Here is a 19,832-nt window from a genome sequence, read left to right as displayed (position 1 = left end):
CCTAGATAATGATTTGGCCCATACTAGAGGCAACAATTTCTACTGCAATTTCGGCACTTTGATTTTTTACATCCAAGATAGGATTTACTTCTGCTACTTCTAAAGAGCACATCATTGATGATTCAGCAATAGATTCCATAATCATGTGCGCTTCGCGATATGAAAGACCACCTATAACAGGTGTTCCTACTCCAGGAACAAATCTTGGGTCAAGACTGTCTACATCAAAACTAACATGTAAATGGTCTATTTTCCCTTTGAATTTATTAATAATTTTAGTCATTATATTGTATACTCCTTGTTGATCAATTTTACTCATTGAGTATACATCTAAATCAGACTCTATGATCGTTTTTCTTTCATGTACATCTATACTGCGTATGCCAATAAGTGCACAATTTTGCGCTTCGATTTTGGGAGAAAATCCTAAAAGATTTGTCAATTTCTCATGCCCGTAACCTAAAGAAGCAGCCATAGGCATACCGTGAATATTTCCAGAAGGAGTTGTCTGGTCAGTATTCATATCTGGGTGAGCATCAATCCATACAACACCTAAAGTCTTATTGTTTTTACGACAATAATCAGAGACGCCTGCAATACTTGCTAAAGACATGGAGTGGTCTCCACCAATACACAGTGGGAAATTGCCACGTCCTAAAACACTACTTACTCTGTTAGCAAGAACTTCAGCGGTTTTTACAATTTCATCTAAGTATTTTAGCTTTGTGTCCACAACTTTTTGTTGGGCGCGGTGTTGAATTTGTAAATCTCCATGATCAATAACATCGTACCCCAAATCTTCTAATTTACTTTCGATACCCGCAATTCTTAAAGCCGATGGACCCATATCTACTCCACGGCGATCAGCCCCCAAGTCCATTGGAAACCCAATTATTTCAACGATTCTTTTGTCTGATTGCATAACTTTCCTACTTGATAAAATTCATACTTATATCTAAAGAGACGGCACGATTTGTAACAGCACCACAGGACACATAATCCACATCTAGAGGAGCTAATTCTTTTACTCTTTGTGGTGTGATACCTCCTGAAACTTCAATCTCTGTTTGTGCATTACCACTACGAATAAGATCAATCGCTTTGCAGATGTTTTCGTTATTCATATTATCTAACATGATACGATTTATTGGATAACTAATTATATCCTGTAGTTGTTGTAGATTCGCCACTTCTACAGTAATAAAATACTTTTTTCCGTATTTGTTTATTATTTTTTCGATAGCATTTATAATACTTCCAGCTGCTTTGATGTGGTTATCTTTGATCATTACCATATCATAAAGTCCTGAGCGATAGTTTGTACCACCAGCAATTTTGACAGCGTATTTTTCTAAATGTCGTAGCAAAGGAGTTGTTTTTCTTGTGTCCAAAATACCTAAATGATGGGGTTTAGCTGCCTCAATGTATTCGTGCGTAGAAGTGGCAATGCCGCTTAAACGTTGTAAAAAATTTAATGCTGTTCTCTCGCATTTGAGTAGAGTTGACATTGAACCAGAAATTTTGGCAACAACTGTTCCCTTATCTACGCATTGTCCTTCGTCGAAAAGTGAAATAACTTTTACTTGAGGGTCTAAGGTATGAAAAACTTGAGTAAATACCGGCATGCCCGCAAGAAGCCCATTTTGTTTGAACAAAATTTCGGCTGTTGTAGGGTGGTGATCGCTGCCAAGAATGGCATCAGTGGTAAGATCTCCTTCTGCAAGATCTTCTTCCAAAGCAGCTTTTATTAAATCAATAATGTTTTCTGTTATTACTGTCATATTTTCACTATCATAACATAATTTTTAAACTCGCACAAATTGTAACTTTAAGTTATAATATACATAGGGTGTGTCGACATTTAAGTTTTATATAGTATGAAATATTTTAGGGAGTAGCTGGCACTTTAAAGATGCGTAGTTTACTCTAGAACTAAAAAGTAACAAAGAATATTTTAAATAGTAGTGTGTAATTTAAAAGTCTGCATCCTAAGTAACTATTAAAGTTTTTTCTAGGGCGTACCCCTATTTATTACTTTAATAGCAGTTACTTTTGCTAGCCACTTATTACAATTTGCTGTTTATTTTGACATTTTTTTATAACTCATAAAAAAAATGCCAAACCATTTGGTTACTTTGTTTGTATTGGAGTATATCACAAGTTGCACTTTCACAACATTAAATAATTTGCAAGGGAAAAAAATTGATAGTTTTTTTATGTGACCAATGCCAAAAAATTATATCAGAAGCCGAGTTACGAAATGGTAGCACGCGCAAAAAGAATGGTGAAGTTGTTTGTGGCGAGTGTTCAACAACTCAAAAAAATAGCCGCGAGCTTTTTAGCTGCGATCGTTGCAATAAAAAACACTCTCTAGATCTCTTAAGAACAGGAAAAGCTACCTTAGTAAAAGGCAAGCTTTATTGCCATCGTTGCCGAGAATTTGCCGAGAAAAAATCACGAGAAATCTTGGATTTTAAATATCTATCTGCGGTGTTTATATTGTTTCTAGGAATTCCAATGATGATTGGCTCATCAATGTGGTTATATCACTACATGCAAAATGCATCTGATAGTTTAGGAACTTCGCAACAAAACAATACTAAACAAGAAATTTCAATTCTTCGCGAAGAAATGCAAAAAATAATCAAAAGCTTACAACAACCTCAAAATAGTAATAATGTTGAAAATAGGGTAGATAATCCTCAAGAAAATGCTACAGACAAAACAGTAAATAACACGTCTAACAATGACACACCTAAAAAGTCTTTAGATGAGATTCTTAACGATTTAAACAAAAAAAATCCACCGATAAAACCTAGAAGAGGCGTAGAGCCAAACTCTATTAAGGAAAAAGTGGCTGAAATAAAACTGAAAGTACAAAATGGTTTTGCTCAAAAACTAAAAAACTCTGATGAATCAGTGAGAATAGAAGCGATTTTGCAAATCATGCAAACACGTGAACGTTCTTGCATTGATCTTTTAATAGATTCGTTAAAAGATAAAAGTGCCCTTGTACGTAGTTTTGCTGCAAAAGCTCTGGGAACACTTGGCGCAAATAAAAGCATTCCGCAGTTACTAAGCAGTGTATCTGATAAAAGTCCGCAAGTAAGAAGGTCTATTGCAAGGTCACTTACAATGCTAACTGGACGAGGCTTCAAAGATCATCAAGATCTCAGCGAACAAGACAAACAGAAATTGATAGATTTTATTAATAGAGAACGTTAAGCAAATTTGTGCACTGCTATGGTGCACAAATTTTTACTTGTAAAACATCTCAAAGTTCTGCAAAAACCATCTCCGCTTTCCCTCTCAATCGGTAGATAACTTGGAAACGGTTATTTAACGACAAAACTTCTGTACTTTTTGAGACTTTACAAAATTAGCCCACTGTAATAAAATCGCTAGATATTTTTAGCGTTTGACTTAGAGCCTGTTATAAAATTATTTTAAGGCGCCAAATTGCTCCTTTTAACTTCTAATTTCGTTATTTTTTTGTTACAAAACTACTACTTTGCGCCAAAAAAATGTCTCATTAGAAGCTAAAATGCTCTAATTTTTCGCCCTCAACTAATTTTGTAACAGGCTCTTAACGCACGATTCTTACAAAAAAACACTCTAACCGTACAAAAATTCCACTAAAAAACCGCCTTGGAGAAACAAATTATGACAAAATATATTATGGCTATTGATCAAGGGACTACAAGTTCTCGAACAATTCTCTTTAATAAAGAATCACAGCCTGTTATTAGCCGCAGTAAAGAATTTACTCAGTTATATCCCAATCCTGGTTGGGTTTCTCATGATGCGAGAGAGATTTGGGAATCGCAAATACATACTGTTCGCAAAGTATTACGCGACCAAGATGTTTCTGCCTCGGACATTGCAGCAATTGGAATTACCAACCAAAGAGAAACGACTGTTTTATGGGATAAGAAAACAGGTGAACCCGTTCACAATGCAATTGTATGGCAATGTAGGCGCACTTCTGATATTTGCGAGCAAATAAAAACAAATGGATGGGAGGAAAGTTTTCGAAGTAAAACTGGATTACCTGTAGACGCTTATTTTTCTGCAACGAAGGTAAAATGGATACTCGATAATGATCCACAAGTTAGAAAACGTGCTGAACAAGGAGAAATTTTGTTTGGTACTATAGATTCGTGGTTGGCATACAAGTTATCTGGTGGTAAACTTCACGTCACCGATTACAGCAATGCTTCGAGGACGATGCTTTACAACATATACGAGCAAAAATGGGACGAAGAAATACTAGAAAAGCTCGATATACCAAAAAGTATCTTGCCGCGTGTAGTATCTTCTAGTGAAGTATATGGCAATACTTGTGCTAAAATATTTGGTGCTGAAGTGCCTATTGCTGGAATTGCAGGGGATCAACAAGCCGCTTTATTTGGGCAAGCATGCTTTTCTCCGGGCATGGTAAAAAATACGTATGGAACAGGTTGTTTTATGTTAATGAACACAGGAGAAAAGGTTGTTCAATCAAAGTCTGGTCTTATTACAACTATCGCATGGGGAATTGATGGTAAAGTTGATTATGCGTTAGAAGGAAGTGTTTTTATTGCTGGAGCTGCGATTCAGTGGTTGCGTGACGAATTACGTATTGTCCACGATGCGAAAGATACAGAGTATTATGCAAGTAAGGTTCCTGATACCGGGGGAGTTTATTTTGTACCAGCTTTTGTGGGGTTAGGAACTCCTCATTGGGATATGTATGCGCGTGGGGCGATTTTGGGACTTACTAGAGGTAGTAATCGCAATCATATAGTCCGTGCAGCTTTAGAAGCGATGTGTTATCGTACTAAGGATGTAGTGGATGCCATGCAAAAAGATTCGGGGATTAACTTAAAAGAATTGCGGATTGATGGTGGAGCATCGCAAAATAATCTTCTTTGTCAATTTCAGGCTGATTTACTCAATGTTTCGGTACATAAACCTCAAGTATTTGAAACAACGGCTTTAGGAGCGGCTTATTTAGCAGGCCTTGCTGTTGGATATTGGGAGAATCGCGAGGAAATAGCCAAAAAATGGTCAATAGCAAAATCTTATCATTCTGAAATGTCAGAAGAATTGCGCAATGAAAAGTATCGTGGTTGGCAAAAAGCAGTAGCACAAGTATTAACTAATGCTTAGGGGGTATTCGCGCGATCTCTTGAAGGAATCAATAACTAAAGTTGCTCTGTCATAGATTATGATACATAATTATTCTGTTGGTCAAAGAGCCAGGAGTGTCGGAGCTATAGGAGAGGGATATGAATATTGTATTGTGTAATTGCCCACAAGAAAAAGCTGATAGTATTGCAAAGGAACTTGTAGAAAAAAAGGTAGCTGCGTGTGTAAATGTTATTCCTCAGGTTAAAAGTTTTTATCATTGGCAAGGAGAATTGTGCTGTGATAACGAAGCAACGCTTATCATTAAAATTAGAGCAAACGATTTTGAACGTTTACAGAAAGAAATACTGCAAATACATCCATATGATGTTCCTGAAATGGTTGAACTAAGTGTATCTAACGTGAATGAGGAATATTTAAAATGGTTGTATGCAAATACCGGAGATCACAATGTATAAACATCTATTGATTTTGGCAACTGTAGTACATATTATTTTAGCGCATGAAGTAACAATAGATACAATTTCATATTATAGTGTAAATGAAGAAAAGTTTTTTTGCGCAACTATAGAAATCAAAGGGATTGAAGTTGAGGCGATTGCTGATATGGATATTGTTGTGGAAGATAAATCGGGACAGACATATGCGCATTTTTTATCACCATACACTGCAGAGAGTTCCTCGGAAGAACATACTTTAAAAAACATATATTGGTATGGACGTTTTGTTGGCGAGGGAAAAATTTCTTTGGATGTGATGTTACGGTCATTTTTTGCAAAAGAGATTTTTCACTCTTTTGCTACCACTTTAAAGTTACCAAAAAATGTAGATACACAGCAAGACATTCCGAAAAGATGGGCTATGGCGAGAAATTTAACTTATCGAAAATACCTACGCCAACAACGCGATGAATTCATAGAGCATAGTTTAATTAATTCTGCACAACGCTTTGGTATTCCCGTGGAAGTAGCACCTTACTTACTCAGTGGGCAGTCGCAAGAGGTACTTTATGATATTGAAGATACAAAAACGATAAATATAAATGATGTAGAAGGTTTACAAGTAAAAAACGGCGGAAGTGATAATAGTAATGTACCAACATTTCTCATGACAAATATCGTACCTAAGGATTATTATTTTTTGCATTTTACTTCTGCTAAAGGAATCTTTGGTCTTACAAATAAGTTAAGTAAATGTGAAGATCCGCTCGTTACCCAATTAACGGCGACAGGTCGTTCAAGTGATTTTTTCGAAAAAATGCTTAAAACACTCGCCATTACATTTGACAAAGATTCAGAAGATAGTGGTGGTGGATTTGGGCAAAGTTTAGTTGATTGGGTTGTTGCCGATGTTGGGCTCGTCGGTTCTGATTTCTTGTTTTCTGAAGGCAGTTCTTATGCAATTATAGTACATGTTAAAAGCCAATTTCTCTTGAATTTTCAACTAAAAAAATATTTTGCTAAGGCTGTAAAACAAGGTGCAATGTCTTTTACAAAACGATTTAAGGGGATTGCTTACCGTAAGATAACTAATCGCGATAAAAGTATAAACAGCCATTCTTGTTATGTTCAAAATTTCTTAGTTTTGAGCAATAGCGAAAATATGATTAAAAAAATTATTGCCACAACACCTGATAAATCTTTAACGAGTACCAATGATTTTAAAAATTGTCGCGCTATTTTTAAGGCTGTTCCAGAAAAAGAACAAGCTTTTGCTTATGTCTCACGTGATTATTTACATAAAATAAATAGCCCGCGTTACGCAATCTCTCATTACCGCAGAACAATGTGTATGCAAAATTTACGTTTCTTACACTATGAATCGTTAGAGCATTATAGTAGCTATAAAGAGTTCCCAGGGTCTTTGGAAATACCTGCAAATATGTATTGCGCTAGTGGAGGAAAATATACTCAGAGTAAAACAAAGCCGATGTGCTCTGTACATAATCATCTCTCTTATTTAACACCTGTCGACGAGACCACTCCTAAAACGATATCTAAAAATGAACAAGACGCTTACACAAAATTTCGGAAAAGTTTCTATGGACAAGAAAATGAATTGCTATCTCCTATTGCTATTCAAATACGCAAAGCTGACAATCTGAATGTTCGCGTTTTTTCCCCTGCAGCAAGTTATACCTTGTTTAAAGATTTACCTAAATATTTAACCCGTAGTAATGAAAAGATTTTAAAAACGTACCTGCCAAATGTTTTCTTTTCCACTAATCTTTCGTGTAATCTCGATAAGATAATTGAAAATCGCAAAGTAAAGAAATATTTACAACAGATGCGCATACCACATTTACACTCTCTACTACCTAACTTAGGTAAGGAGTTGTCTCTCTACTTGTGTGATGGTGATTTACTGTTTGTTCCGCAACTAAATCGTGATGTTGATATAACAACTTTACTACCCGCTTTTGCGGCACTACCATTTTACAGTACGATTACGATCAATGACGCTAGTGAAGTACAACGCAAATTGGATACGATTATTCGCGATATAAAAAAATACCAATCGATAGATAACGAAATTGACCTACGAGTTATCAAAGAGCAACACAATGAACAAATGTATTATGCTTTTCAACTTAAATATCGATCACTTCAATATTCTTTATTTTTGAGAGTACAGGAGAATTTTATAGTAGTTAGTAATAAACAAGATATCATTATTTCTTTTGTAGAGGAAAAAGTAGAATCTTTTATGGCAAAAGCAAATAATTTTGAAGTGTTTTTCAGTGCAAATAAAATGGCGAAAATACGCAGTCACATGAAATGGGACGATTCGTTACTTAAAGAGTGTGCTATAAATATGAATATGTTAGAGATCATCGCGCGCTTCTTCCCTGAAAAAAAACTTGCTAATATAAAAGACAAAATGTATGGTTACACCGAAATAGTTTGTCCGCAAGAAGGTAAATATGCGCGCGATTTCTATCGCTTTAAGTGTGATATACATGGGACAAATTTATTGCCACAACGACGTATGCCTTCAAGTTCAGTTAAAACGGCGTGGCCCGATACATATGCTAATTTAAATTTTACTGATCAAGGTTTCATGTTAGAAATACATCTTCAAGGAGCTAAAATTGAATAATTTGGAAACACAGTGTATAACTACTCTTCGTATGCTTGCTGTTGATGCAGTTGAAAAAGCAAATTCCGGACACCCTGGTTTACCACTAGGTTGCGCTGCGATTGCCCACACTATTTGGTCGCGTTTTTTGCAACACAATCCCAGTAATCCTAAATGGGTAAATCGTGATCGTTTTATTTTATCAGCAGGACATGGATCTGCGCTTTTATACGCTTTGTTACATACATACGGTTATGATTTATCTTTAGAAGAGTTGAAAAATTTTCGTCAGTGGCATAGCAAAACGCCAGGTCACCCTGAATATGGAGAAACTCCAGGAGTTGAAGCAACTACTGGACCTCTAGGACAAGGTTTTGCTATGGGCGTAGGAATGGCAATAGCTGAGCGTTATTTAGCTTCAAGATTTAACAAAGATGATTGCAATATTATAGATCATTATGTCTATGCTTTGGTTTCAGATGGAGATCTGATGGAAGGTGTAACTGCCGAGGCTGCTTCTCTTGCTGGACATCTAGAGCTAAGTAAATTGATTTACCTGTATGATGATAACAGTATATCAATAGACGGCAGTACTGATATTACTTTTACGGAAAATGTCGAACAAAGATTTTTAGCATACAACTGGCATGTAATCCATGTAAATGATGGTAACAATTGCGATATGATAGCAGATGCTATTAATCAAGCAAAAGAACAGAACAAACCAACGATCATTATTGTAAAAACGCATATTGGTTATGGAAGCCCAAAGCAAGATACTGCGGGAGTTCATGGCTCCCCGCTTGGTAGTGAAGCGATTGCGTCAACGCGCGAAAAGTTTTCTTGGCCAGATAGCTCTTTTTTTATACCTGAAGAAGTAAAAGAAGAGATGTTGAAAATTCGCGAAAGTTGCGCACAGCAAGAACAGAAATGGGACGAAAAATGGCAAATTTATGCGCAAAAATATCCTGAAGATGCAAAAAAATTGTCAATGATGCTACAGCGAAAACTTCCGGAAAACTGGAGTGAAGGTATTACGAATATATTCGGCAAGGAAGAGTCAATGGCAACGCGTTCTGCTTCTGGAAAAGCTGTCAATTTTATTGCCGAACGCTTAGAGCAATTTTTTGGTGGATCTGCTGATCTAGCTGCGTCCAACAAAACAGATATCAAGTCTAGTGGTGATTTTAGCGCTCAAGAAGCGGGGCGTAATGTTCGTTTTGGGATTCGTGAACATGCGATGGGTTCTATCGTAAACGGTATGTCCTTGCATCAAGGAGTCATTGCTTTTTCTGCAACATTTTTAGCTTTCGCTGATTATATGCGACCAGCAATACGCTTGGCGGCCTTGATGAAAACACCATCGATTTTTGTATTTACTCACGATAGTATTGCTCTAGGTGAAGATGGACCAACTCACCAACCTGTGGAACAACTAATGAGTCTGCGTTTGATACCTCAATTACAAGTAATGAGACCTGCTGATGCTATTGAAACAGGAGTTATGTGGCGTGAAGCAGTAAATTCTTCTTTGCCAAGTGCACTTTGTTTTACAAGACAAAATCTCCCTGTGCTTAATGAGTATAGACTTGTTATTGAAAAATCCGCAGTAAAAGGTGGTTATACACTTTGCGGAGCAAATGATCCTCGAATTATTTTAATTGCAACAGGTTCAGAGATTAGTTTGGCACTTGAGACAAAAAAACAATTAGACAATGAAGGAATTCCTTGTCGTGTTGTATCAATGCCGTGTTGGGAATTTTTTGAACAACAATCTCCTGAATATCGCGAAGAAGTTCTTCCTGTTAATGTTCCAAAAATTTCTATCGAAGCTGGTTCAACACTTGGTTGGCACAAATTTGTGGGGAGTAGTGGTGCAACAATTGGTTTAGATACCTTTGGGGCTTCTGCACCATGGAAAATTGCTTATGAAAAATTAGGCTTTAATGTAGAAAATGTGATGTCTTGTGTGAAGAAACTACTTAAATAGAAGTTTTAGAGTTTAGTGTTTGATTTTGGAAGATAAAGATTATGGGAAATTTCCCATAATCTTTAATAAAAACTTACTTAAAGTTTTTAGCAGCTTTTACAGCTTCAAGAGCATCAATACGTCCACTGTTTTCTTTGATTTTGAAACTACCTTTTTTAACACTTGTTTCCATCAAAATTTTGCGAACAGCTTGTGTATTACCCTTTAATTTTGGATTTACAGCTAACAACATTGCTACAACACCAGCAGCGTTAGGGGTTGCCATTGATGTTCCTGATGCTATGTAGTAAGCTCTGTTATCGTAAGGGTCTTTTGCGCCACCGTTACCAACAGCAAATTCTGCTTTTTCATAACCAGCATCGCGATACATGTCTACATACTTGCCCTTGAATTTTGCACGAAGAGAAAGAATGTTAACTCCTGGAGAAACTACGTCAACCCAAGTACCAAAATTAGAAAAAGTAGCTAACTTATCTTGGTGATCACTTGCGCCAATAGCAATTGCTTTTTCGCAGAAAGCTGGGAATGAATGTAGATCTTCACCGTTATTACCCGCAGCAGCTATAGGTATTGCATTCTTTAACTCAGGAGAATTTAGAATATCATCAAAAGCTTCTTTTAAGATAGGCTCTTGTTCTGGAAATAGTGGAGTTGCACCAAGACTTAGACTGATAATATCAGCACCTTGTGCGCCTGCCCATTTAATCCCGTCTCCGATAGAGAATAAGTCGCCACTTCCGTCTTTGCCCATTGATTTAACAGAAATGATTTTAACATTTGTTGGGCCAGAAGAACCGGTCATACCTTCTTTGTCAGAGTAACCAGCTGCAATACTTCCAGCACAGTGAGATCCGTGTCCGTGGTCATCATGATGATCACCTTCACCCCACCAAGCAGTGGTATCTTTACCAACTGGTTTGCCATCTTTCATCAAAATGCGGCCTTTGAGACCTGGGTGTTCTGTGTCTACACCGCTATCAACAACTGCTACAATGATTTGCTCGTGATTTTCAGGGATCATTTTCCAAGCTTCAGTAGCGTTTAAGTCGCTATTTGCGATACCACCAAATTCGCCAGGATTTTTCATATCCCACTGAAGTAAAACATCATGAGCGTTTCCTTCGCGGTCTCTGTAGATATCTTTGCGGTTAAAACAAGGATCGTTGTTGTCATTTATCTTAAAGATATAATTTGGCATCAACTTTACACCTTGCGCTTCGCGAGACATGCTGCTATTGAATAAACGAACAGCTTCTACAACATTTTTTGCTGCAGAACGATCTTTAGCTTCATATAACTTTAAAGTCATTTCGCCAAAAGAAAGTTGACGACGTGTTTGGGTATAGCCCCAAGTTTCTAAAATTTGGGTTGCTTCTGTTACTTTTGCATTACGAGCATTCGCATTAGAAATATATGCAACTAGTTGTCCAGGAACAAATTGTTCTTTTACTGTTGACTCAACAGCTGGAGCATCTGCAACTGCAAAACTAACAAATAACATACTTACAGCCATAAATAAGGCTAATAATTTTTTCATTAAAACCTCCCGTTACTGAAATAAAATATACTATAATCTAACATAACTTTTATCACGTTGTAAGTCAAATAGATTCTGCCTTAAGTGAGTTGCGAAAATTTAGAGTTTGAGTACATAAATAAGTCGCAAAAACTTTTTGTGACTCACTTAAGACTTAGGTCGCCATACCCCATCCCAGTTTATAGGAGCGCGTTCTATAAATTGAATGCATCTTTCGACGTGAAAAGCTGTTGGACGGTCGTCTGGAAATGTACAAGAAATTCCAATGAATTTTTCTAAAGCTTGGGCAAATTTTCCTTCGTTATACATTCTACGACCTTTGCTATATAAATCATGCGCCTTAATAATGTCTTCATCTAAAAAGTCAGTAGCAAAGCAAATAAGCTCATAGATTCTCAAAGGTTTGTTGTTAACAAGTGTATAATCAATTTCGCGAACAATTAACTTATTTTTGTGGTTTACATATACGTCTTCGCTAATTAAGATTTTACATTGATAATATTCGCATAATCGCACTAGCTCATTCGCAACATCAACGTTATCTCCGATAGAGGTGTTGCGTTTTGTTTTGGAAGATCCAATATCGGCATTTACTGTTTCGCCATAGTGAATACCGCTGTATATTTGTACGTCTGGATATAGTTTAGCAAAGTCATTTTTTATTTCTAATGATGTTTGAATTGCTGCCCATGCGTCTTCTTCATTAGCAGATGTACTAAAAACAGACAACAAATAGCTTCCCATAAACGTTTCTAGATTACCACCATAGCGCTCTACACATACTTCTATATTTTCTGTTACCTCGTTGATGAAATTGACCATTTGCAGCAGATCTTTTTCTTGGGTTTCTTTATTTTTGATACGGACAAATAAAATAGCTGCTTGGCGAAATTCACTATCTTTTTCGTCTGTTGGCGAACTGTGTAACCACTGACTATCTACTTGCGCGCTATCATACATACTTGCAATATTTTGTGCAGTAAAATTATCTTCAGAAAAACTAGTACCAAAACTTTCAGTATTGGGTATGAGTTCATCTTTATTTTGATTTTCGTTACTAATGTCAATACTAGGGGTTTCAAAAAAGCTTTGGTCTAGTTCTATTTCAACACTATCATGAAATTGCTCTAGTTCTTGTTGTTCGCTATCTTCTTTGGATATAAACACTGTAGTAAATTTTTCTGACGTAACTGTTTTTTCCGGCGATTCTCCTGAAATTTCATTTAGAAGAGAGTCATCAGTTATTGCTTCTAAATTTCCATCTGATACATTGAGAACATCATCCGTGTCTACTTTTCCTTGGTTCAAGTAAATTTCAAAGAGAGAATCACCATCTCCATCATCATCATCATAATCGTTTGCCTCAATTGCGGTGCACACCATCGAGCCATCATCTTCAATAATAGAAGCATCACTAGGAAGTTCTATCGTTATTTCTGGGTTAGCGGATGCTTCAATAGCAGTAACAGGACTAACAGAAAATGCTTCGATGTCTTCAATATCATTTTCCTCAACAGGAATTGCGTGAGATTCTTCTAGTGACTCTGTTTCTTCTTTATCAATTAACATTTTAGATGGTGTAGAGGGATTAAAAAATAGTCCTAAAGAGTTATTTGGGTTTTCTTCAGCATCTTCAGAAGACGTTCCTCTTTCTAATAAATAATTCATGTTATTAGAAGTATTACTATCAGCTTCATCGGCTTGAATTGAATATGATTGAAAAGACATTGGATTTGTAGATTGACTTAGATCGATGCTACCGGAATCAACACCGATATCTTGTGTATTATCAGTAAAACTGATATCGATGCCTGAAACAGCACCATTAAAGTCTGTATTATAGGAATCTGAGTTTGAACTGATATCAATGCCTTCGGCACTAATTTCGGTGTTATAAGACTCAAAATTTTGTGTAAAGCTACCATTTGGAGTACTATCTAAATTGTCAGAACTGTTTGTATTAGATTCAAAATTTATTTTTGGAATGCTTATATCTATATTTAAATTAGGAACATCAAGGTTAGTATTTGTGTTTATAGTTGGTACGTTTTGCGCAGAACTATTTTCAGCAAGAATATCAGCAGATGAAGGTGCGCTACCTGCTGCATTGTCATCTGCTTGTGATTTTATTGAAGAATTTGTTTTTGGTTTTGTACCAGGCATTTTCCATCCCACTCCATCACGAATAAGTTGAATAGTAGATGTTTCTAAATTTTGTTCTGGATTTACCCACGAATTTCCACTTCGTACCAGTTGAATAGTAGATGTTTCTAGTGTATCTTGACTAGTTGTTTTCCACGAACTATCGTTTCGAACTAGTTGCTTTGAGTCATGAATACTTGTTTCACTTGCTTTTGGTGGTTCGTAGTGCAATTCTTTATCTTTCGCGGCGTCTTTCGCTTCAAAAAAGAGTTCATAGCAATTTTGATAACGATTTTCTACTTTTTTCGCTAGCATTTTCACTAAAACATTAACTATTCCTGAAGATATATCCGTTCTATATTTTGTTATATCAGGGGTTTCTTGGACCACATGCGCTTCCATTATTTCTTTTGAAGTTGCACCTACAAACACAGGGCGTCCTGTCAAATAATAAAAGAAAATACTACCCATTGAGTATATGTCCGAGTGAAAACCTGATTTCTTGCCTTTACATTGTTCTGGAGACAAATATTGTGCTTGAGTTGGAGGTAAAGAAAAATCTACGAGTTTTAGGTTATAGTCATTATCTAAAATAATATTGTTAGGTTTTAAATTACGAAATACAAAATCGTAAGAATGTAAAAAGCCAACGCCTGATATCAATTGCATTAGTATTTTTTCAGCTTCAGCTATTTCTAATTTTTTCTTGCTGTAAATTATCTGTTGTAATTCTTGCCCTTTAGCATACTCTCTAATAATATAAAGGTTCTCATTTTCGTAGTCTGAAATTTCAAGTACTTTTCCCATATTTGGGTGAATAAGTTGTTTTTCACTTTGTAGATTTTTAAATTTCGATAGTTCTTTGAAAAAACGGGTTACGAATTTTTTGTTTTTTGTTACTTTTTTCGCTATTTTTTTTAGTACGCACACACCGTGTTGTTCATGCTCTATCTTATAACTGTTTCCTAACGCACTTCCACCTAGCTTTTCTACAATCTTTATATTATCAATCGATTTTTCTATTAACTCAAATTCGTTTTGCATAGCTTTACCTAGTTTAAATATGTCCAAAATATAGACAGTTTGTTTTTCGTTAATCTATACCGTACTTTCAAATATTTTTTTCTGATAAAGATGTCTAAAACATAGACAGTTTTGTTTTGCCAAAAATATAAGACCTATGAGCAATATAAAAAAAATACAGCTTGTTTCCCCTGCAAATAGGATGATTGGCATTTTTTTTGTAAAAAATATTTCTTTTGGCATAGTATGTGCTTATATAAAATGCGTAGATTGTAATAAGCGCCCTATCCCAAGTAGCACCTAAAAAACCTTTTTCCCACTTGCAGGAAAGTAGTTTAAACTACTTTCCTGTTTTTTATTAAATTATCAAATCGCAAATACGTTCCAAATTATCAAATCACAAATACATTCCAAAATTTACAAATAATCACTTCTAAATATTTAACTTTTGGCTTACTTTTTTTTATCTTTTTTCTTTAAAACACCCATTTTTAAAAGTAAATTTACCATTGTAGGATCTTTTTCATTCCTAGGATTTTTCTCATTACGAGGTGTTTTTTTTGTTTCGTAACTTTGCTGGATAATTTCTCTCTTCTCTTTTGCAACTTTGGCTTTTAGTATTTTCAATTTTTCTAACATTTCCTTTTTGGCTTTTTTCAATACTAAAATTTGTTTTTCAAACTGAGCATGGTTAATAGTTGCACTATGATTTATTGCCGCGCTTTGTGTAACTTTGAAAGAAGACTGCATACTAAGCAAAGTATTTATGTTCGCTTTGATTTTTATAATAGAATCCATAATTTTTTTGCGGTATTTTTGTCCTCTGTAAGAAGATAACATTGAATCCAAATCGCTACGCATCTTACGAAATTGGCTAATCATTTCTTGCACTTCAAGCGAGTTTTTTTTGTGAAGTTGACTAAGATTGTTTGAATGTGATTTGTAATGACCTTTTGTTGATGCACTTGTTGATGTATTTGATGGCTTTTTTGTAGCCTTTGGCGAAGTTTTTGCGTAACTAATAAGTTCTTCACCTGTTTGTATATCTTCATCTTCCTCGGGATGAAAAGGAATATCTATTACTTCCCATGATTCGGCTGTGTCGTTTTTTAATTTCGGTTTTGGCTTCGGTTTTGGCTTTGCTTTTTTCCATTTTTCTATGGGAGTTCCTGCAATTAATTTTTCAATGTTCTTTTGTATTTCGTCGGTTTCTTGTTCTTGTTTTTTTATTTGATTGATTTCTTTTAACAGTTTTGAATGCAAAATGCCTGAGGATACTTTATGCGATGTTGTATAGCCTTTTACATCAATACTCATTTGTAATTTTTTTGCTTTTGAAATAATTCCCTCTACTTTTAAAATAGAATTCATTATTTTTCTTGTAAAAATATCATCAGTGTGTTTTGCCAGAAGGCTTTCTAGTTCAATTTTTTTCTTTTTGATTTGGCTGATGATTTGCGTAATTTCAGAGTAACCCTCGTTCATGTGAATTCTCGCTAAAATAATTGCAAAAACAATCAATTAAGTTAGACGTTTTGTAAACTTCTTATCGCCTAAAATTGTCGATTACAATAACCTAGTCAAAAATATCTATTCAATTTCAGTTGTACAAATATTTTGGTTAGGTGACTTATATTTTAATATATCATTATTTGTTAAATGATGCAGCAGAAAAAATGTAGTTATTGTTGTGCAAGTAAATTGAGGTTCTCTAATAGATAGTCAATTTGTTGGATGTTTATATCACGATGTACTACTAGACGCGTTATTTTTTTCGCATCATCACAGCTTATTTCAATACCTTTAGAGGACATATGTTTTTGAAACACATCATTCTCTATTTGTAGTTTTTCATATGAAACAAAAATCATATTTGTTTCAATCGGATCATTGATTATTTTTAATTTCTTAATTTTTTTTATTTCTGTTGCCAAATATTTTGCAAGCTCATGATCTTTATTTAAATGGGATACATTATTTTTCAAAGCATACAAACCGCCAGCAGCTATAATTCCTGCTTGCCGCATCGCGCCACCCATCATTTTGCGGAAGCGATGTATTTTTTTTATATTACTGTTACTTGAGCAAATTAAAGCTCCTGCTGGTGCTCCAAGTCCTTTAGATAAACATATTGTTACTGTATCGAAATGTTTAGCATAGTCTTTTACAGGTATTCCCGTAGCAACAGAAGCATTAAAAATACGAGCACCATCAAGATGCATTTTTATACCTTGACCTTTACAGAAATCTGACACTGCAGCAATATTATCAAGAGGAACAACTTGTCCATTGTGAGTATTTTCCATACATAGTAATGTTAAAGGAGGATAATGCTGATCGTCAGGAGGAATAATCTTTTGTAATTCATTGATAGAAATACAACCGTTTATATCTCCGATCTGTAATAATGTAACGCCCGAAAAAACAGGCGCAGCTCCTGATTCAAAACGGTATACATGGGCATGCTCAAGTACAGCAATTGCATCACCAAGCACTGTTAGGGTCTTTATAGCTATTTGATTTGCCATAGATGCTGTAGGTACAAATAATGCTTCTTCTTTACCCGTAATTTCACATATTAATTGTTGTAGTTGATTTATAGTTGGATCTTCGCCATACATATCATCACCAACAATTGCTTCTGCCATTGATTTGCGCATTTCTTTGCAAGGCTGTGTTACTGTATCACTACGTAAATCAATTGTTTGATTGTTCATTTTCTACTTGTTCCTCCGTGTCAGGGGGAGTTTTTTTATCTATTATTTTTTGCGTATACTCTTTTAACTGATTATAGACTTGTACTGCAAGTTGTGGAAACTGCGAAAGCTGTTTTTCGTCGAGGTTTTTTTCCGTTAAAAAAAGAGGAACAACTTTCTTTTGTGGTCCACTACCACCTTGTGCAGGTTTGAAATAAGGAAAATGTTGGAATATAATGTGCTTTTTGGCATATTCCCACTCTTCTTCATTGAGTGCTTCTAGCTGTTCTTGCTTGAACCCTAGAGAAATTCTATTTATTGTTATAGTCGACTCACCATTTTGTCTTTCTTGCTTTTCCGATACAATCAAGCATTCGCTATGAGAATTACTGATATGAATACCAACAGGACGATAATCGCCCTTTTTAAGCTTTTTATAAAAAACGTGTGGGGCTATTTCTTCACCTAACAATTCTTTGCCGTTTTGAGCAAATTCAGAAAATTTCTTGGATAAAAATTCTTGCGTTTTACAATTATTTTCTTTGCTTTCGCGAAGCATCTTTCCCAATCTTAGTCCGCTCCGGAAAATAAGTTCTCCAGGCTCATCACCTACTTTTGACCAAGAATCTACAACATGAGGAGAGTTGCACTTTAGTAAGTTACAATTCGCTTCTTTTTGAAACCAGTCAATGACAGAATAAGGGACATTTGCAGCGAATAAACCTTCTACTTTTTGAGGATCTTCTTTGATCCAATGCCGAAAATAACTTTTGGCCAATCGCGAATAACGCTCTTCGTCGTTTTCCCTTACTCTAGTACGTAGAGCAATCCAAGCTGCAGTAGATGTGGATAAAAATACCCAAATTCCTTGTAAAAAATCATCCCCAGGTAAATAGCCTAATCCAATAGTTGCAATTGCAATAAAAAAGCCAGCAGTGATTTCTCTGTAAAATCTTTTGTAAACGGGAGACATGTGTTTTTTCCTGTAAAATTAGACACGTTGGTCTAGTTTTTATGATTTCTCGACAATTCTTCGATATCTTCTTTGCGAAAGACTGTGTTTCCGTCATTATTATACTTACGTAAAATTTCTTCAGAAACCATTGTTTTTAGCGCTTCTTTACTAATGCCTAAAATTTTGATTGCTTCGTTTTCTGAGTAAAACGAATTTTCGCTCGAGACAGAAGTGTTATTGTTACCTCCCATTGATAACATAGCAACAATAAAGACGACTGCAATCAGTAAAACTCCATAAATAACTAATGATACCAAAGCCATTGAAGTTAAATCCTTTCGTTAATTTTGCGATGCTTCTTGGAGCCATAAATTGATATTGACTATACAGCTATATACATGTTGTGTAATTTGGCTATTTTAGGTACTAGTGCATTGTTATAACATTTATATTTCAGCCTAAAACATAGAAAATATTTTGGTTTGCAGTGCCCCATGTCGGCCAAAACCGATTATCCCCTAAAGTTTGTTACGTTCTTACGTATACTAATTTTAAAATACCGTTATAGGTTTGGAGTCTTTGGGGTGTTAGATTAAGTAAGCCACATCCGAAATTTTGCGTTTTAAAAATGAATGTAAGCTTACTTAAAGTTGTGTTTCTATTTGAAGTCTATTATCCTTGAATAAAACTTAGGATTTAACTTCGTTTGTAATAAATTTTAAATAGAAACATATCTTGCGGAAAATAATCTGTAAATTTAGCTTTTAACTTCGTCTTTGCATTCACATTTGCCTTCTGCGCATTCGCATTTCTTGGCATCGTCTTTGCATTCGCATTTGCCTTCTTCGCATTCGCATTTCTTAGCATCGTCTTTGCATTCGCATTTGCCTTCTTCGCATTCGCATTTCTTGGCATCGTCTTTGCATTCGCATTTGCCTTCTTCGCATTCGCATTTCTTAGCATCGTCTTTGCATTCGCATTTGCCTTCTTCGCATTCGCATTTCTTAGCATCGTCTTTGCATTCGCATTTGCCTTCTTCGCATTCGCATTTTTTAGCATCATCACCACTTGTTTTACAAGAGCACTGCCCTTCTGGACATTCGCAATCTGCAATCGCTAATGGAGAAAGCACCATCGCAAAAATAGCTAATAAAATAAATAAATTTTTCATATATAAATTCCTAATAAAAACCGTATTTTTTTTATAATGGATATAAGATCCAAATAGAATTTTATTATAGCTACTATTGCATTTGCACACCAGTTATTTTTTCTTTTTGT

The 19,832-nt window shown here is 35.4% G+C and carries 14 protein-coding genes; 5 read left to right on the top strand and 9 right to left on the bottom strand.

Features of this window, described 5'->3' with window-relative positions; translation table 11 throughout:
- Position 1: 1 nt before the first annotated feature.
- Positions 2-922 carry an arginase gene (gene rocF / locus UABHE_RS10700; protein WP_372370267.1) on the bottom strand — a complete coding sequence of 307 codons (921 nt, stop codon included), beginning with the start codon at positions 920-922 and terminating at the stop codon, positions 2-4.
- A gap of 7 nt (positions 923-929) precedes the next feature.
- On the bottom strand, positions 930-1,781 hold the full coding sequence (gene nadC / locus UABHE_RS10695; protein WP_372370265.1) for a carboxylating nicotinate-nucleotide diphosphorylase: 852 nt from the start codon (positions 1,779-1,781) through the stop codon (positions 930-932).
- A 421-nt stretch (positions 1,782-2,202) separates the two neighbouring features.
- On the opposite strand from nadC, the gene UABHE_RS10690 reads away from it, so the two are divergent.
- The 5 genes from UABHE_RS10690 to tkt all read left to right on the top strand — a co-directional run bounded on the left by UABHE_RS10690 (position 2,203) and on the right by tkt (position 10,198).
- Positions 2,203-3,225 carry a HEAT repeat domain-containing protein gene (locus tag UABHE_RS10690; protein ID WP_372370263.1) on the top strand — a complete coding sequence of 341 codons (1,023 nt, stop codon included), beginning with the start codon at positions 2,203-2,205 and terminating at the stop codon, positions 3,223-3,225.
- A gap of 438 nt (positions 3,226-3,663) precedes the next feature.
- On the top strand, positions 3,664-5,151 hold the full coding sequence (glpK, locus tag UABHE_RS10685; RefSeq protein ID WP_372370261.1) for a glycerol kinase GlpK: 1,488 nt from the start codon (positions 3,664-3,666) through the stop codon (positions 5,149-5,151).
- A 119-nt stretch (positions 5,152-5,270) separates the two neighbouring features.
- Positions 5,271-5,588, top strand: coding sequence for a divalent-cation tolerance protein CutA (cutA, locus tag UABHE_RS10680; protein ID WP_372370260.1), 318 nt, complete (start codon positions 5,271-5,273; stop codon positions 5,586-5,588).
- Positions 5,581-8,229: a hypothetical protein gene (locus UABHE_RS10675; protein WP_372370259.1), complete on the top strand. Its 2,649-nt coding sequence runs from the start codon at positions 5,581-5,583 to the stop codon at positions 8,227-8,229. Before cutA ends, UABHE_RS10675 begins: the two co-directional genes overlap by 8 nt.
- Positions 8,222-10,198: a transketolase gene (gene tkt / locus UABHE_RS10670; protein ID WP_372370258.1), complete on the top strand. Its 1,977-nt coding sequence runs from the start codon at positions 8,222-8,224 to the stop codon at positions 10,196-10,198. The genes UABHE_RS10675 and tkt overlap by 8 nt, the downstream gene beginning before the upstream one ends.
- 73 nt (positions 10,199-10,271) lie before the next feature.
- Here the strand turns inward: tkt and UABHE_RS10665 are convergent, their stop codons facing one another.
- The 7 genes from UABHE_RS10665 to UABHE_RS10635 form a co-directional block, all read right to left on the bottom strand.
- Entirely contained in the window at positions 10,272-11,735 is a 1,464-nt protein-coding gene (locus UABHE_RS10665) for a S8 family serine peptidase (protein WP_372370257.1), read from the bottom strand.
- A gap of 147 nt (positions 11,736-11,882) precedes the next feature.
- Positions 11,883-14,921 carry a protein kinase gene (locus UABHE_RS10660; protein ID WP_372370256.1) on the bottom strand — a complete coding sequence of 1,013 codons (3,039 nt, stop codon included), beginning with the start codon at positions 14,919-14,921 and terminating at the stop codon, positions 11,883-11,885.
- A 432-nt stretch (positions 14,922-15,353) separates the two neighbouring features.
- Positions 15,354-16,385 carry a hypothetical protein gene (locus UABHE_RS10655; RefSeq protein WP_372370254.1) on the bottom strand — a complete coding sequence of 344 codons (1,032 nt, stop codon included), beginning with the start codon at positions 16,383-16,385 and terminating at the stop codon, positions 15,354-15,356.
- Positions 16,386-16,582: 197 nt separating this feature from the next.
- Entirely contained in the window at positions 16,583-17,617 is a 1,035-nt protein-coding gene (gene ltaE / locus UABHE_RS10650; protein ID WP_372370253.1) for a low-specificity L-threonine aldolase, read from the bottom strand.
- Entirely contained in the window at positions 17,598-18,569 is a 972-nt protein-coding gene (locus UABHE_RS10645) for a hypothetical protein (protein WP_372370252.1), read from the bottom strand. Before UABHE_RS10645 ends, ltaE begins: the two co-directional genes overlap by 20 nt.
- Positions 18,570-18,601: 32 nt before the next feature.
- Positions 18,602-18,874 (bottom strand): helix-turn-helix domain-containing protein, encoded by a 273-nt coding sequence (locus UABHE_RS10640; protein WP_372370251.1) that lies wholly within the window; start codon positions 18,872-18,874, stop codon positions 18,602-18,604.
- 434 nt (positions 18,875-19,308) lie between these two features.
- A complete protein-coding gene (locus UABHE_RS10635; protein WP_372370249.1) occupies positions 19,309-19,722 on the bottom strand; it encodes a hypothetical protein in 414 nt (137 codons plus the stop codon).
- Positions 19,723-19,832: the final 110 nt, after the last annotated feature.

It is taken from the genome of Candidatus Uabimicrobium helgolandensis (assembly GCF_041508025.1).
Taxonomy (GTDB): Bacteria; Planctomycetota; Uabimicrobiia; order Uabimicrobiales; family Uabimicrobiaceae; genus Uabimicrobium; species Uabimicrobium helgolandensis.
This window is presented reverse-complemented; position numbering and strand designations above follow the sequence as displayed.

Coding starts and splice junctions, on each gene's coding strand:
- rocF (WP_372370267.1), bottom strand. CDS start 922: ATGCAATCAGACAAAAGAATCGTTGAAATAATTGGGTTTCCAATGGAC.
- nadC (WP_372370265.1), bottom strand. CDS start 1,781: ATGACAGTAATAACAGAAAACATTATTGATTTAATAAAAGCTGCTTTG.
- glpK (WP_372370261.1), top strand. CDS start 3,664: ATGACAAAATATATTATGGCTATTGATCAAGGGACTACAAGTTCTCGA.
- cutA (WP_372370260.1), top strand. CDS start 5,271: ATGAATATTGTATTGTGTAATTGCCCACAAGAAAAAGCTGATAGTATT.
- UABHE_RS10675 (WP_372370259.1), top strand. CDS start 5,581: ATGTATAAACATCTATTGATTTTGGCAACTGTAGTACATATTATTTTA.
- UABHE_RS10665 (WP_372370257.1), bottom strand. CDS start 11,735: ATGAAAAAATTATTAGCCTTATTTATGGCTGTAAGTATGTTATTTGTT.
- UABHE_RS10660 (WP_372370256.1), bottom strand. CDS start 14,921: ATGCAAAACGAATTTGAGTTAATAGAAAAATCGATTGATAATATAAAG.
- UABHE_RS10655 (WP_372370254.1), bottom strand. CDS start 16,385: ATGAACGAGGGTTACTCTGAAATTACGCAAATCATCAGCCAAATCAAA.
- ltaE (WP_372370253.1), bottom strand. CDS start 17,617: ATGAACAATCAAACAATTGATTTACGTAGTGATACAGTAACACAGCCT.
- UABHE_RS10645 (WP_372370252.1), bottom strand. CDS start 18,569: ATGTCTCCCGTTTACAAAAGATTTTACAGAGAAATCACTGCTGGCTTT.
- UABHE_RS10640 (WP_372370251.1), bottom strand. CDS start 18,874: ATGGCTTTGGTATCATTAGTTATTTATGGAGTTTTACTGATTGCAGTC.
- UABHE_RS10635 (WP_372370249.1), bottom strand. CDS start 19,722: ATGAAAAATTTATTTATTTTATTAGCTATTTTTGCGATGGTGCTTTCT.